This window comes from Acinetobacter sp. CY81, assembly GCF_059515925.1.
This window is the reverse complement of sequence record NZ_JCAKNC010000004.1, coordinates 102,625-116,871: the sequence shown is the minus strand read 5'-3', so window position 1 is coordinate 116,871 and position 14,247 is coordinate 102,625. Positions and strand designations below refer to the sequence as shown.

The following is a 14,247-nucleotide window of genomic DNA, read 5'->3' as shown; positions in this document are numbered from 1 at the left end:
TCTCACAACTCAAACTCATCTTTTTGTTCGATAAGGTTCTTGATTTTGTACAAATAGATGCTCTTTTTTAGCAAGTTCAATCCATTTCTGTACTGCGGGAACATTTAAAATCGTTTGCATATACAATTGAGCTTGTGTTGAAACAGGTAGTTGATAACTGATAAAGCGCATGACTACTGGCGCATAAAATGCATCCGCTATACTAAATGTATCACCACAAAGAAAGCCATGTTCCGAGCTTCGACTTGCCCAAATGCATTCAATACGATTGACTTCCAATCTGAGTTTTTCATGCTCTGCCCAATGTCTTTCCCCAACCTCAGCTAGATCTGCCTCGATATTCATTCCACACAATGTTCGTAGGTTTGGAAATCCGCTGTGCATCTCTGCGCAAATAGAACGAGCTTTTGTACGTAACTCAAGATCGGCTGGCCATAATGCTTTATCTGGATATAGTTCAGCCAAATATTCACAAATCGCAAGTGAATCCCAAATACTCATATTGTCATTTAACAAAGTGGGCACTTTAGCCGTCGGGCTCACTTTAGATATTATTGCCTTAAAAGCTTGATCAGCACGAAAATCATCAAAAGGAACCAAAACTTCCTGAAATGGAATTTGAAAATGTTCCAAAACTAACCACGGACGCATCGACCATGACGAATAGTTTCGGTTACCGATATAAAGCTCCATGACCGATCTCCGTTATAAATGAATAACCCATAAAAAAAAGTAGCGATTGCTACCTTTTATATGCAGAAGTGACTTAACTTAATCTATAAGACATTTTAGAAAAGATAAGACACACCAAATCCTGCATTGTAGCTTCGATCTTGACCATCTAAATCCACACCCACGCCAACATCAAATTGGGCACGATCATTTACAGCATAGATTAAACCTGTACCTAAAGCATATTCGTTATCGACACTTTCTTTTTTACGATAAACCAGTTCTGAATATCCTGAAAGATTTCCTGCAATTTTATATCCTACGGTTGGTACTGCTGTGATCGACCAATCACTATCTTGTACTTCGTAGAACATACTTAAGCTGGTTGTAACTAAATCGTTATATTTGTAGTCAACAGCTGACGCTAAAGTATAAATATCATCTTCTTGAGAAAAACCTTTATTGCCTGTGGCAATTAAAGCCTGCGCTAATACAGCCAAAGATAGCTTTTCATCTTGCAAATCGACATGATGCTTAATCCCGACGGTCACATCACCTAAGCCATCATCTTCAACTGAATGACCTTGGTATTTAGTTTTGCTCCAAGCAGGACCAGCCCAGCCCAATTGCAATTCAGTATTCTGACCTAAGCCCGTGCGTAATTGCATATCAGCATTTAAAGTCACATAGCGTTGCCTTGAACCATTAATGGTTGTTTCAGTATACGTTGCAGAAGGTAAAGCTTGTTCCCATGCCAATTTTCCGACTGGGGTAATACCCGTGCCAAAGCCTATACCAGGACGTTCAAAAGAAAAATCTGCAGCCATCGTACTTACGCTGATTGAAGCAAGCGCAATTGCACTTAGTTGTTTGAATCTTGTCATGGGAACACTCAATTAATTTAATTCTTTGGTCATTTTAGCACCACGGGCACGTAGTAGCTCTAAAGTTTCTTTTTCTTCAGGTAAAGCCTGAGTCCAATCAATGGTATCAAAATCACAGTCGAAAAATAAATCACTAATCGATGTAAGAATTGTTTTTCCTTCATCATCTTTGGTATTTGGATCAACATTTTGATCAAGCAATTTAGCCACAGCAGGAACACACGCTGCACTTGCTGCATCCCAAAGTGGACCATAACACTCTTCTGCATCCCACAAATGGAAATTTGCTTTCGCTTGAATTAAAGCATCAAGAATATCCAAGTGAACTTGTAAGTCTTGTTGCTTCTGTTCAGTAGACAATGCTTCGCCAGCTTCATACGCTTCGCTCACATTTTCCCACCATTTAAATAAGCCATCTGACCATACTGAAACGGCAGGACCTTTTTCAGCATCAATAAAATTTGGATCAAGACCATCAGCCAACAGGCGTTGAATCTGTGCCAAATCCAGTTCTTCTAAGGCCTGTAAAAACACTTGTTGTTGAGCTGTGAGCATGTCTTCTCTCGTATAAATTTAAATAAATATTTTGACTGAACATTATGCCGAATTATTGTGAACTTTTTTGATTTAAATGACCGTTGAAATTGTTTTATATTTTTATTCAGAATTCATACTTTTATTCAAATATTAAAAAAGCCCCATTTAGGGGCCTTTTCGCAATTATGCTGGATCTACATCAGTATCCGCATCTGCTAACTCCAACGCACCTCCGCGTGGGTTTTCTTTCTTCTCGAACACATGTTCAAGACTTCGTTTAAGTCGGTCAATTGCACCGTGAATGGCGGTATCAATATTGTGACCTTTATGATGAACCACCACTGGTTTAAGACCAGCTGGTCGAGCTTCAATCATACATTTGATATCATCATCGCCACCTTTCAAGCCATTTTCATCACTAAAGTGTACTGAAAAATGGGTTATTTTTTCTGAGTGGCGTTGGAATTCTGCGTTTAGTTCTGCACGAACATACTCAATTAATCGTTCACTGTTTTGAATATTTTTATCTGTACGGATTTCTATGTTCATAAAATATCATCCTCTTCTTTATCTGAAACTTTATTGTGCAAAACTTTCTATCTTGGCACGTTTGTAGCATTTAATTTAAAGCATAAAAACATCATCACTTTCGTTTGGAATAAACCCTCCTGAACCTACGATGAACACTTTTAAGAGTCTGCAGAACTGTGTCCTTATACTTCGAATATCGGGCCTAACACAGAATTATGCAAGCAGTATTTCAAAAATTTTAGCAAAAGGATAACTCATTGTGACAAGCGCTTACTTACGTGGTCAAGAATTGGTTGATGCTATTCAAAGTTCATCCTATTCGCGTGATTTAATCGGCTATCACGGACAAATTCCCCATGCTCAATGGCCCAATCAAGCCAAGATTGCCGTGCAGTTTGTACTCAATTACGAAGAAGGTGGTGAAAATCATGTGGAGCATGGTGATTTAAGTTCAGAACAGTTTTTATCAGAAATCGTCGGTGCTGCCAGTTTTAATGCAAAACACATGTCGATGGATTCAATGTATGAATATGGATCACGAGCAGGATTTTGGCGCATTCATCAGGAGTTCCAAAAACGTGGTTTGCCAATGACAATTTTTGGTGTAGGTATGGCTCTCGCCCGTAACCCCTATGTGGTTGAGGCCATTCAACAAGCCCATTATGACGTGGTATCACATGGACAACGCTGGCTGCATTATCAACATATCGATATTGATACCGAACGCCAACATATGGATCAAGCCATTAGTGTCTTAGAAGCACTTTTTGGAAAAACACCGATCGGTTGGTACACAGGTCGTGACAGTCCCAATACCCGCCAATTATTGGCTGAATTTCCTCAAATTCAATATGACTGTGACTACTACGGTGATGATCTGCCTTTTTGGACAGAACTTAAAAATGCTTTAGGTCAAACTCGTCCACATCTGATTATTCCTTACACTTTAGATACTAATGATATGAAATTCAGTTCAGCCGGTGGCTTTAACCACGCAGAGCAGTTTTACCAATATCTAAAAGACAGTTTTGACACGCTATACGCTGAAGGTGATGTTGCCCCAAAAATGATGTCTGTCGGTATGCATTGCCGTCTTTTAGGTCGTCCAGGCCGCTTTAAAGCATTACAGAAATTTTTAGACTATGTGCAATCACATGAAAAAGTCTGGATTTGCCGTCGTGGTGATATTGCACAACATTGGAACCACCATTTTGCACCATGAAATAACATTCATGAGAATAAGACTTTATTTTAATGCATTATCCTGCTGAGTTTTTAGAAGATTGTTCCATAAAAAATCAATTGGCATTGATATTGCAAATTAAGTTCTAAGTTTCTTTTATATTTAGGCTTTATTGTGTTGATTTCAGATTTTAATCAAGGCAGTTCAAGTGAAATTTCAACACTGCTCAATCATTGTGTCCACATTCCACGTTGGTCGTTAGATCTCCTGCAACATCGCCCATTTTCAACGACTGCCCAACTCTTTCAAGTTGCTGAAAAATATGCTCAATCATGGAATTGGGATGAAATTCTAGCTGCTTTAAATACTCATCCTCGTATTGGTGAAAAAAAAGCTAAAACTGTACTGAGTGAACAAGAACAATTGTTTTCTGACCGTGAACAAGCAACGCTCAATGCAGATCAGGAAACTTTAGATGCCATCTATCAAGGCAACCTTGCCTATGAAAAAAAATATGGTTTCATTTTTTTAATTAAAGCATCAGGTCTCAATAGCCAACAAATACTCACTGCTCTGAATTACCGTCTTAAAAATGACCCAGACATCGAAAAGCGTATCGTACATCAACAACTTTTAGAAATTGCATTATTGCGTTTAAAACAGGAGGTTGAAGCATGATCAGCACACATATTCTTGATACTGGCTTAGGAAAACCTGCCTCAAATGTATTGGTCAATTTATTTAATGAGCAAGGTTTACTGATTGGCAAAGCCACTACAAACCAAGATGGCAGAATTGCTAATTTTGGCGAAACAACATTTGCTGAAGGACATTACAGTCTTGAGTTTTTTACTGCTGAATACTTTGAAAACTTAAATATCGAGACTTTTTTCCCTAAAGCTGTCATCCATTTTTCGATTAAAAATTCAGTTCAGCATTACCACATTCCCCTCCTGATTAGTCCATTTGCTTACTCCACTTACCGAGGTAGCTAATCCACAAATCAATGGAAATAAAATTTAAAGAATGAGGGATACAAAATGTCAAATAACTTACCCAATAATGAAAATGTAATTTCACCCGAAGATGAATATCTCGGAGCAAGTAAAAGTGCAGCCTATGGCTTGCAACACGTACTGACTATGTATGGTGGAATTATCGCTCCCCCTTTAATCGTCGGTACTGCTGCGGGTTTAAGTGGAATCGAAATTGGTTTGCTCATTGCAGCTGCGCTCTTTGTTGGCGGGCTGGCAACCATGTTACAAACCATTGGTGTAAAACACGTTGGCGCAAAATTACCACTGGTTCAAGGGGTTTCATTCGCTGGTGTAGCCACCATGATTGCAATCATCACAACAGGTGGAGGACTGCAAGCAGTCTACGGTGCGGTGATTGTTGCATCATTGATTGGCTTCTTTTTAGCACCTTATTTTTCTAAAATCATTCGGTTTTTCCCACCATTAGTTACTGGTTGTGTCATTACCATTATTGGTCTGTCATTATTACCAGTCGCAGTTCGCTGGATGATGGGGGGCAATAAAAATGCTGAAAATTGGGGGAGTTTTGAAAATATTAGTTTAGCGCTCGCTACACTGGCGATTGTGATCCTTCTCAACCTTTCTTCTCATCCAGCGATTCGTCGTCTTTCTATTCTGCTCGCCATCGTACTCGGTACGTTACTGGCTTTCCTATTTGGCTTTGGTGATTTCAGTCAAGTCGGTCAGGGTTCATGGTTACAAGTTCCAAATTTCTTTGCTTTTGGACTACCTACTTTTGAAGTGACTGCCATTTTATCAATGTTGATCGTCACATTGGTCATCATGACAGAAACCACGGCAGACATTATCGCTGTAGGCGAAATCGTAGGAACAAAAGTTGATGCTGAACGGATTTCAAATGGCTTGCGTGCAGATATGCTATCCAGTGCCGTTGCTCCTCTATTCGGTTCTTTTATGCAGAGTGCCTTTGCACAAAATGTGGGATTAGTTGCCATTACAGGGGTTAAAAGCCGTTATGTCGTGGCTGCTGGTGGCTTAATCCTAGTTTTCTTAGGATTACTGCCTATCATGGGTCGCTTTATTGCTGCGATTCCTGTGCCTGTATTGGGCGGGGCTGGTTTAGTGCTATTTGGTACCGTTGCAGCAAGTGGTATTCGTACTTTGGCAAAAATTGATTATAACGACCAAAAGAATTTAATTATTGTTGCAACCGCGATTGCAGCGGGCATGATCCCGATTATTGATCATTCATTTTATGCAGATTTTCCAAAATGGGTACAAACCTTATTCCATTCAGGCATTAGTTCAACCTGTTTAGTCGCAATTGTTCTCAATATTTTGTTCAATCATCTACGATGGTTCAAACCTAAAAGCGTCATCACAACCAAACAACTGATTGACTCACACCATTAAGTTCATGTTCTTAAAAATGAAAACTCACTTAGGTGAATTTTTTTAAACCATTTATCAAATATGGCTTTATTTTTGCTTAATTATGAGTATTCTGTACGGGCTTTCTCTGGGGATTTTCAATGAAACTTACACAAATTGTTGCATCATGTGCAATCGCTTCTACTGCAGCATTCACTCAAGCTAGTCCAATCGTATGGCAAGATTTCAGCCTTACAGGTCTTTATGGCGAAAACTATGAATTGGGTACTGAAGATCGTACAACTTTAACTGCAGAATACGCAGCTAAACTTAAATACTCTGATGTATTTTTCTTTGTTGACCAACAATGGGATGGCAATGATAAAGACAATACTTACTTTGAATTTGCACCGCGCTTAAGCTTAGGTGAAGTTTCTGGTCAAGATTTATCATTTGGTCCTGTAAAAGACGTTCTTGTTGCAACAACTTGGGAACATAATGCTGGACATGGCGAAAATGTTGAATTCAACAACTTCTTGTACGGTGTGGGTTTTGCATTAGATATTCCTTACACTCAATATGCCAATGTCAATTTCTACAGAGCTGACAACAACAATACTGATGATGATTATCAAATGACAATCACTTATGCAGTACCGTTTAAATTAGGTTCTGAAGACTTCTTAGTTGATGCATTCCTAGACTGGTCTACAGCTGAAAAAGATCATGCAAGCGAGTTAAACTGGACTTCTCAATACAAATGGAATGTAGGTAAACACATTTCTCCAGAAACTAAATTGTATGTGGGTGTAGAGCATTCAGTTTGGAACAACAAATTTGGTGTTAAAGGCGCAGACCAAAATGATGTCAGTGCACTTGTAAAATATCATTTCTAATTTTTAGAATGATCTAATATATAAGCAAGACTTCGGTCTTGCTTTTTTATGTGCTGAAGTTCAGCATGCCATAAAGATAATCTAATGCACGCTATCCAATGACATTTTCAATTCGCTTTGCAACAACAAATGATCTTCAGCAGATCCAAGATATTTATAATCATGAAATTATAAATGGTGTTGCAACATGGAATGCCACTGCTCATGATTTAAATTATTACCAAAATTGGTTTCAGCACCTTCAAGCACATAACTATCCTTTATTTGTTATTCAAGAGGATTTGAGTGCTAAAGTCGTGGGATTTGCTGAATATAGTGCCTTTCGAAACTTTTCTGGTTATAAGCATACGGTTGAGCACTCCGTTTATATTGCACCTGAATTCTTTAAAAAGGGCTTAGGACGGCGCTTATTACAACATTTAATTGATCATGCGAAAGAACATGACATCAAAGTTATGGTTGCAGCCATTGATCATGCAAATCTTGCTTCTATTCATCTGCACTTGAAACTCGGTTTTAAACAAACTGGCTATATGCCGCAAGTTGGTCAAAAGTTTGGCGAATGGCGTGATTTAGTGTTGATGCAACTCAACTTTAATGACCATTAAACTTAGCACCCACCTATTTTAAAAGATAAAAAAGAAGGGCTTTCGCCCTTTGCTGATAAAATTTTAGTTCATGGTTATTATTTTTATATTTTTAAAATTGAATAAATTAATCCAAAGGATTTCCTACGATATTACTAATAATTCCTTTCATAATATGTGGGCCTTGCTCTTTACGTAAATCGGCATACCACTCTTGCGTCACAGACTCATCTTTCATATGTGTCACATCACAACGTTTACGTGCGCGAATGACCATTTCTGCAGTTCGTTCATTACGTTTATTTTGATAGCGCTTCAATGCATCATGTAAACCTAGTGTATTGATTTGCAAGGCACGAGCTAGATAAATGGCATCTTCCATCGCTTGACATCCCCCCTGTCCGATATCAGGTGTCGTGCTGTGCGCTGCATCACCTACAATCACCACACGACCTTTATAAAAATCAGCAAAAGGTTCAATATCGTGAATCTCTACGCGGTTGGTTTTTTGCGGGTCAATCTGTTCGATAAGATGCTGAACTTGTGGACACCAGCCATCGAAATAACCTTTTAATAAATTTTGATATTGGCTACGATCATTGTCTAAACCAACTTCTAGCGGTACATCAAAGAAGAAGTAAAAACGGTTGTTGGCAACAGGCATCAATGAAGCACGTTTACCTTCAGCAACAAAAGTCGTCCACTGATCAGCAGGTGCAAGTTCTTCTGAAATTTCGACTAAGCCATTCCAATTCACATAACCTGCGTATCGACGTTCAACCTGCTCACCCAATACATGCGCACGAGTCATAGAGTGCGTACCATCTGCCCCGACTAAAAGCTCAGTTTTAATTTCAGAACCATCGGCAAATGTAACTTGGACGTAATCAACTTGATCTTTGAGCCCCACCATTTTTTTACCAAGCTTGATATTTTCACGACCAAATTCATCCATCAACATATTTTGCAGTTCTGCACGAGATACTGGATATGGACGCTGTCCGACCTCCTCAATCAAAGGATATAAGCTGAACTGAGTCATCACATCACCAGTCAAACCATCGACATAAGCAAGGTTATCCATTTGCCCACCGAGCTGTGCGACTTGTTCGGTTAAACCCAAATAGTTCAAGCACTTCACGCCATTTGACCACAGTGAAATCGCTGCACCAACAGCTAAAATTTGCTCTGTTTGTTCATAGATGGTGACAGTGTGTCCAAACTTTTTCAGTGCGATGCCTGTGGTCAACCCTCCCATACCTGCACCAATAATCGCAATCTCCATCTGTTTTTCCTCTTTTTAAATATATTCTGAGAGTTAAATTGCGAAAAACGTGCCATTTCCACTGATTTGCTTTTATTTTTTGGTTGAGTTGGCACACGCTGTGCATTTTATTTATGCGTAATGCATTGTTTTAGATATTGTTCGCACCTAAAACAGTCGCTAAAAGCAACAAATTCGAATGATTCAACAATATTAAAATGGAAGAACCCCATGGCAACATTATTTGCACCAAGTTTTGAAATCCCTGCAAAATTACAGCAACTTACCAATTTGGCAGATGCCCGTATTGGTGCAAAGGTCGTTGAATGTTCAGATGAGTTTTTCGCTGAAGCAAAACGTATGTTGCAGTTTGATGCACCCATTTTTGTAGAAGATAAATTTGATGATCATGGTAAATGGATGGATGGATGGGAAACTCGTCGTAAGCGCCATGCAGGCTATGATTGGGCTATCATTGAATTGGGTGTAATGGGGAAAATCAAAGCCTTAGATATTGATACGACTTTTTTCACAGGAAATTATCCCGCCTCTGCCGCTGTTGAAGCGTGTTATGCACCAAATGGGAACTTCACCGATGCGAAATGGCACTCAATTTTACCAAACAGTATATTAGGTTCGAGTCAGCACCATGTTTTTGACTTAGAAACGTCAGAAGTGTATACCCATGTTCGATTAAATATTTACCCTGATGGCGGTATTGCACGCTTCCGTGTGTATGGTGAAGTTCAAACTGAAATAAAAGACAAAACTCAAGTTTTAGATTTACTCGCGTTAGAGAATGGCGGTCGTGTGATTGCCTATAGCGATGCGCATTTTGGTCATCCACGTAATCTGATTAACCCAGGGCGTGGTATCAATATGGGCGATGGTTGGGAAACCAAGCGACGTCGTGCTCCTGGTTTTGACTGGTGTATTTTGGCATTAGGTCAATCAGGAACAATTGAAAAAATTGACATCGACACAGCACATTTTAAAGGTAACTACCCAGCTGAAGTGTCTATTCAAGCCATCTATATTGAAGATGCTACTGATCCTCAACTGATTCCACAAAGTATGTTTTGGCCTTTTCTGTTAGATGCACAACCGATGCAAATGGATCATATTCATAGCTATATCAATGAAGTTTTGGCTCATGAAAAAGTGTCACATATTCGCATCAATATGATTCCAGATGGTGGTATTAGTCGTATTCGTCTATGGGGCAAAATTGCTTAAGCTTTAATTGTTCACTACCTCATTCACACCCTTTCAGGTTTTAGGTTTGTTTAGAATCTAAAGCCTGCTGAATTCTCTATTTAAAAGATTAAAATTATGCATAACAACATTCAAATTGAACCTTTAACACATGAAAATTTTGCTGCTTTTGGTGAAGTGATTAGCTGTGCAGGAAATGATTTTTTTCATATTAATGACGCGCACACTGAGCGTTATCATGCTTTGGTTCAGACTGAAATTATTGGAGAAGCACGGACAGGTATTAGTATTTTTAGAAATATTAAAAGTACCACAATACCCTTTCAAATTTCGATGCTTGAACGTCATCCAAATGGCTCACAAGCTTTTATTCCCATGCAGGGGCAAAAGTTTTTAGTGGTGGTTGCTCCGAGTTTAAATGCAGATGAACCTGATTTAACTCAACTGAAAGCGTTCATCACGGATGGTTTGCAAGGAGTGAATTATCGAGCACGGACATGGCACCACCCTTTACTCACTTTAGAAAATCCGAGTGATTTTGCTGTGATTGACCGAATTGGGGCTGGTCATAATTGTGATGTTTTTGCTTTTCCAAATACTATAAAAATCAAGCTCTAAGACTTTAAGCTATGGTATGAATGTTTAACTTGTCATTGGGTATATATTTTATATACCTTTAAAAAATAATTAAAAATTTTATTGAAAAGGGGAAATCATGGCAAAGTTTTTAAATACCAGTGGCACAAATTTTTTTCTTGAAGAACTGATTAAAAATGCTAAAGAACGCCTCATTCTGATTAGTCCTTATTTAAGACTCAATGACAGAATTAAAGAATTACTTGAAGATAAAGATCGTCTAAAAATTGATATTCGTATCGTGTATGGAAAAAGTGATTTACATCCTGATGAAATTAAATGGATGCAAAAACTAGACTATGTAAGACTCAGTTTTTGTAAGAACCTACATGCAAAATGCTACTTAAATGAAGGTGAGTGCATTATTTCAAGCTTAAATCTCTACGAATTTAGCCAAGTCAATAATAATGAAATGGGCATATTGGTACGTAAATATGAAGATGATGAAGTCTTTAAAGATGCTTATGAAGAAGCCCAAAGAATAATCCGCATCAGTGATGAAGTCAGAATTACTTTAGATGAAGTGAAAACAGAATCTTCTCCTCAAGAAAATGATGCTGACGAAGAATCCTCTAATTTCAGTAAATTAACCACTTCTAAATTAGCGGCAAAACATAAACTAAAAACCAATGACTTACTTGAAAAACTGGTAAATAAAGGATTTTTAACCATCAATGATAATGGTAAAAATTATCTTACGGATTTAGGGAAATCAGTCGGTGGTGAATTTAGATCAAGTCAATATGGCGGTTATTTTCTTTGGAATGAAAATACAGAACTATAGTATTTCCTTCTTATAAAGAATCGCTCTATCTACTGAATTAGAATATTTTTCCCTCTCCCTTGGGAGAGGGTTAGGGAAATTATATCGCCACCAACTCTCTTATCCCTTTCTCAGGCATTTCACTTCCCATACCATTCGCAATCACTTGACCACGCGCCATCACGGTATAACCATCCGCCAGTTCTTCAGCAAAATCATAAAACTGCTCAACCAAGATTATCGACATTTCACCACCATCAGCGAGCTTACGAATCACTTTACCAATATCTTTAATAATGGAAGGTTGAATCCCCTCAGTCGGTTCATCCAAGATCAACACACTGGGTTCAGAAGCCAATGCACGTGCAATCGCAAGTTGTTGCTGTTGTCCACCAGACAAATCTCCACCACGGCGATGCTTCATTTCAAACAATACAGGAAAAATATCATACAAATGCTCAGGGACTTTTCGGGTTCTTGCCCCTGAAAATTTCGCCATCCCAATCAAGATATTTTCCTCGACGGTGAGTGTCGAAAAAATATCTCGTCCTTGTGGTACATAAGCCAAACCTTCCCTCACACGCTGTTCAGGGCTCAACTTTGAAATGTCCTTCCCATTCAGTAATATCTGCCCTGATTTGATCGGTAAGATGCCCATTAGACATTTGAGCAGTGTCGTTTTACCGACACCATTACGACCCAATACTACCGAGCACTCACCAACAGGTGCAGTAAAACTCACGTCTCTTAAAATATGACTGCCACCATAGAACTGATTGACGTTTTTGACTTCTAACATGGTCTCTCCTTAACGCCCTAAATACTTTTCAATCACATCTTCATTGGCCTGTACTTCTGCCAATGTGCCTTCTGCCAAAATCGACCCTTGTGCCAATACCGTAACTTTTTCACTGATGGTGTCGATAAAGCTCATATCATGCTCAACTACAATCAAGGTGTGATTTTTCTTGAGTTCTAAACACAATTCCGCAGTACGTTCTGTTTCTGCATCAGTCATGCCTGCCACAGGCTCATCGAGTAAAATGAGTTTAGGGCGTTGCATCAGTAACATGCCAATCTCAAGCCATTGCTTTTGCCCATGTGAAAGTAATCCCGCAGGTTTATTCACAAATTCAGCTAAGCGTATTTGCGCTAAAGACTCCTCTAAAGCCAATTGAGCATCAGGATCTAGTTTGCTAAAAAAACTCTTTTTGACTTGTTTATTCTTCGGTGCAGCCAGTAGTAAATTTTCCATCACCGTAAAATTTTCAAATACCGTTGGTTTTTGAAATTTACGGCCAATTCCTGCTTCGGCAATTTGTTCAGTACTCATCTTAGACAAATCATAGTTCTGTCCAAAAAAAGCAGAGCCTTCAGTTGGTCGTGTTTTACCTGTGATCACATCCATCAATGTGGTTTTACCTGCACCATTAGGGCCAATGATGCAACGTAACTCACCTTCTTCGATGTACAACGACAAATCATTTAAAGCACGAAATGAGTCAAACCAAACACTCACTTTTTCCAAATACAGTGCAATACCATGCGTGAAATCAGGCCCTGCTTCCTTAGGACGACCGTAACCTTCACCGATTTGACCGCCATGTTGTTGTGAGTTTCGGACTAAATCTGACATTTAGTTTTTCTCCTTCTTAAAGCGATCAAACAGACCAATCACACCTTTGGGTAGGAAAATGGTCACCACAATAAACAATGCACCGAGAATCAATAACCACACTTCTGGGTATGCCACAGTAAAGTAAGTTTTCACGCCATTGATCAGCCCTGCACCTAAAATTGGACCAATCAGTGTGCCTCGACCACCTGCTGCAACCCATACCGCCATTTCAATCGAGTTAACAGGATTCATTTCACTTGGATTAATAATCCCTGCCTGCGGTACATACAATGCCCCTGCAATCCCTGCAATGACTGCAGATAACACCCAAGCTGAAAGTTTGTACCAGAGTGTGCGGTAACCTAAATATTGCAGACGGTTTTCACTGTCACGAATCGCACCAAGCACACGTCCATAAGGTTTATTCATTAAATGACGTAACCCAATGAAACAAGCAAGTAATGCCAAAGCTGTGATAAAGCATAAGGTTGCTCGCATTGAAGCAGAGGTAATATCCATGCCTAAAATGGTTTTAAAACCTGTAAAACCATTATTGCCCCCAAAACCTGTTTCATTGCGAAAGAATAAAAGTGCAGCGGCAAAGGTCATTGCTTGGGTAATAATTGAAAAATATACACCTTTTATTTTTGAACGAAATGCGAAGTAGCCAAAGATAAAAGCAATCACGCCTGGCACTAAAATCACCAAGGCTAGAGACCATAAAATGTATTCCGTTCCAACCCAATACCATGGCAACTCAGTCCAACTCAAAAAGCGCATGAAATCAGGCAAACCGTCACCTGCTGATTCACGCATCAGGTACATCCCGAAGGCATAACCGCCCAATGCGAAATACAAACCATGCCCTAAACTTAAAATACCGGCATAGCCCCAAACCAAATCAAGCGCTAGAGCCACCAATGCAAGACACATGATTTTGCCAATTAATGTGACCCAATAGGCAGACAGATGAAAACTCGACTCAGGTGGTAATAAGTGAAACCATGGCAGAATCAACATGATAGCAAAGCACAGTCCAATCGCTACGGCGCTATAGGCTTTATCGGATAGTAATGATGTTATTTTCATTGT

General features: G+C 39.1%; 17 protein-coding genes. 9 read left to right on the top strand and 8 right to left on the bottom strand.

Going from position 1 to position 14,247, the window contains the following annotated elements; all coding sequences use genetic code 11:
• Positions 1-15 precede the first annotated feature (15 nt).
• The 4 genes from AC5YDM_RS06760 to AC5YDM_RS06745 form a co-directional block, all read right to left on the bottom strand.
• A complete protein-coding gene (locus AC5YDM_RS06760; RefSeq protein ID WP_496151352.1) occupies positions 16-693 on the bottom strand; it encodes a glutathione S-transferase family protein in 678 nt (225 codons plus the stop codon).
• A gap of 95 nt (positions 694-788) precedes the next feature.
• Positions 789-1,556: a transporter gene (locus AC5YDM_RS06755; protein WP_496151351.1), complete on the bottom strand. Its 768-nt coding sequence runs from the start codon at positions 1,554-1,556 to the stop codon at positions 789-791.
• A gap of 12 nt (positions 1,557-1,568) precedes the next feature.
• Positions 1,569-2,111, bottom strand: coding sequence for an ankyrin repeat domain-containing protein (locus AC5YDM_RS06750; RefSeq protein ID WP_496151350.1), 543 nt, complete (start codon positions 2,109-2,111; stop codon positions 1,569-1,571).
• A 165-nt stretch (positions 2,112-2,276) separates the two neighbouring features.
• Positions 2,277-2,642, bottom strand: a complete 366-nt coding sequence (locus AC5YDM_RS06745; protein WP_496151349.1) for an HPF/RaiA family ribosome-associated protein — start codon at positions 2,640-2,642, stop codon at positions 2,277-2,279.
• 241 nt (positions 2,643-2,883) lie between these two features.
• Between AC5YDM_RS06745 and puuE the strand changes: the two genes are divergently transcribed.
• The 6 genes from puuE to AC5YDM_RS06715 all read left to right on the top strand — a co-directional run bounded on the left by puuE (position 2,884) and on the right by AC5YDM_RS06715 (position 7,680).
• On the top strand, positions 2,884-3,846 hold the full coding sequence (gene puuE / locus AC5YDM_RS06740; RefSeq protein ID WP_496151348.1) for an allantoinase PuuE: 963 nt from the start codon (positions 2,884-2,886) through the stop codon (positions 3,844-3,846).
• 135 nt (positions 3,847-3,981) lie between these two features.
• Complete coding sequence (gene uraD / locus AC5YDM_RS06735; RefSeq protein ID WP_496151347.1) at positions 3,982-4,485, top strand: 2-oxo-4-hydroxy-4-carboxy-5-ureidoimidazoline decarboxylase; 504 nt, start codon at positions 3,982-3,984, stop codon at positions 4,483-4,485.
• Positions 4,482-4,802, top strand: a complete 321-nt coding sequence (gene uraH, locus AC5YDM_RS06730) for a hydroxyisourate hydrolase (RefSeq protein WP_496151346.1) — start codon at positions 4,482-4,484, stop codon at positions 4,800-4,802. The genes uraD and uraH overlap by 4 nt, the downstream gene beginning before the upstream one ends.
• Positions 4,803-4,847: 45 nt before the next feature.
• Entirely contained in the window at positions 4,848-6,218 is a 1,371-nt protein-coding gene (locus AC5YDM_RS06725; RefSeq protein ID WP_496151345.1) for a nucleobase:cation symporter-2 family protein, read from the top strand.
• 119 nt (positions 6,219-6,337) lie between these two features.
• Positions 6,338-7,072, top strand: coding sequence for an outer membrane protein OmpK (locus AC5YDM_RS06720; RefSeq protein ID WP_496151344.1), 735 nt, complete (start codon positions 6,338-6,340; stop codon positions 7,070-7,072).
• Positions 7,073-7,170: 98 nt separating this feature from the next.
• A complete protein-coding gene (locus AC5YDM_RS06715) occupies positions 7,171-7,680 on the top strand; it encodes a GNAT family N-acetyltransferase (RefSeq protein ID WP_496151343.1) in 510 nt (169 codons plus the stop codon).
• 106 nt (positions 7,681-7,786) lie between these two features.
• Here AC5YDM_RS06715 and hpxO read toward each other — a convergent pair whose 3' ends face one another.
• Positions 7,787-8,944 carry an FAD-dependent urate hydroxylase HpxO gene (gene hpxO, locus AC5YDM_RS06710; protein WP_496151342.1) on the bottom strand — a complete coding sequence of 386 codons (1,158 nt, stop codon included), beginning with the start codon at positions 8,942-8,944 and terminating at the stop codon, positions 7,787-7,789.
• 210 nt (positions 8,945-9,154) lie between these two features.
• Between hpxO and alc the strand changes: the two genes are divergently transcribed.
• The 3 genes from alc (at position 9,155) to AC5YDM_RS06695 (ending at position 11,558) form a co-directional block, all read left to right on the top strand.
• The gene (alc, locus tag AC5YDM_RS06705; RefSeq protein ID WP_496151341.1) at positions 9,155-10,159 is read left to right on the top strand and encodes an allantoicase; all 1,005 of its coding nucleotides are present in this window, start codon (positions 9,155-9,157) and stop codon (positions 10,157-10,159) included.
• A 96-nt stretch (positions 10,160-10,255) separates the two neighbouring features.
• Positions 10,256-10,756 (top strand): ureidoglycolate lyase, encoded by a 501-nt coding sequence (locus AC5YDM_RS06700; protein WP_496151340.1) that lies wholly within the window; start codon positions 10,256-10,258, stop codon positions 10,754-10,756.
• A 97-nt stretch (positions 10,757-10,853) separates the two neighbouring features.
• Complete coding sequence (locus tag AC5YDM_RS06695) at positions 10,854-11,558, top strand: phospholipase D family protein (RefSeq protein ID WP_496151339.1); 705 nt, start codon at positions 10,854-10,856, stop codon at positions 11,556-11,558.
• A 79-nt stretch (positions 11,559-11,637) separates the two neighbouring features.
• Here AC5YDM_RS06695 and urtE read toward each other — a convergent pair whose 3' ends face one another.
• From urtE to urtC, 3 genes are read right to left on the bottom strand one after another with little or no spacing between them, the layout of a single operon-like run.
• On the bottom strand, positions 11,638-12,336 hold the full coding sequence (urtE, locus tag AC5YDM_RS06690) for an urea ABC transporter ATP-binding subunit UrtE (protein ID WP_496151338.1): 699 nt from the start codon (positions 12,334-12,336) through the stop codon (positions 11,638-11,640).
• A gap of 9 nt (positions 12,337-12,345) precedes the next feature.
• Positions 12,346-13,173 (bottom strand): urea ABC transporter ATP-binding protein UrtD, encoded by an 828-nt coding sequence (urtD, locus tag AC5YDM_RS06685; protein ID WP_496151337.1) that lies wholly within the window; start codon positions 13,171-13,173, stop codon positions 12,346-12,348.
• A complete protein-coding gene (urtC, locus tag AC5YDM_RS06680; protein WP_496151336.1) occupies positions 13,174-14,244 on the bottom strand; it encodes an urea ABC transporter permease subunit UrtC in 1,071 nt (356 codons plus the stop codon).
• Between the last annotated feature and the right edge of the window lie 3 nt (positions 14,245-14,247).

Bases quoted from the DNA above. Each gene is read 5' to 3' on its own strand.
- AC5YDM_RS06760 (WP_496151352.1), bottom strand. From the start codon at position 693: ATGGAGCTTTATATCGGTAACCGAAACTATTCGTCATGGTCGATGCGT.
- AC5YDM_RS06755 (WP_496151351.1), bottom strand. From the start codon at position 1,556: ATGACAAGATTCAAACAACTAAGTGCAATTGCGCTTGCTTCAATCAGC.
- AC5YDM_RS06750 (WP_496151350.1), bottom strand. From the start codon at position 2,111: ATGCTCACAGCTCAACAACAAGTGTTTTTACAGGCCTTAGAAGAACTG.
- AC5YDM_RS06745 (WP_496151349.1), bottom strand. From the start codon at position 2,642: ATGAACATAGAAATCCGTACAGATAAAAATATTCAAAACAGTGAACGA.
- uraH (WP_496151346.1), top strand. From the start codon at position 4,482: ATGATCAGCACACATATTCTTGATACTGGCTTAGGAAAACCTGCCTCA.
- AC5YDM_RS06725 (WP_496151345.1), top strand. From the start codon at position 4,848: ATGTCAAATAACTTACCCAATAATGAAAATGTAATTTCACCCGAAGAT.
- AC5YDM_RS06720 (WP_496151344.1), top strand. From the start codon at position 6,338: ATGAAACTTACACAAATTGTTGCATCATGTGCAATCGCTTCTACTGCA.
- AC5YDM_RS06715 (WP_496151343.1), top strand. From the start codon at position 7,171: ATGACATTTTCAATTCGCTTTGCAACAACAAATGATCTTCAGCAGATC.
- hpxO (WP_496151342.1), bottom strand. From the start codon at position 8,944: ATGGAGATTGCGATTATTGGTGCAGGTATGGGAGGGTTGACCACAGGC.
- alc (WP_496151341.1), top strand. From the start codon at position 9,155: ATGGCAACATTATTTGCACCAAGTTTTGAAATCCCTGCAAAATTACAG.
- AC5YDM_RS06700 (WP_496151340.1), top strand. From the start codon at position 10,256: ATGCATAACAACATTCAAATTGAACCTTTAACACATGAAAATTTTGCT.
- AC5YDM_RS06695 (WP_496151339.1), top strand. From the start codon at position 10,854: ATGGCAAAGTTTTTAAATACCAGTGGCACAAATTTTTTTCTTGAAGAA.
- urtE (WP_496151338.1), bottom strand. From the start codon at position 12,336: ATGTTAGAAGTCAAAAACGTCAATCAGTTCTATGGTGGCAGTCATATT.
- urtD (WP_496151337.1), bottom strand. From the start codon at position 13,173: ATGTCAGATTTAGTCCGAAACTCACAACAACATGGCGGTCAAATCGGT.
- urtC (WP_496151336.1), bottom strand. From the start codon at position 14,244: ATGAAAATAACATCATTACTATCCGATAAAGCCTATAGCGCCGTAGCG.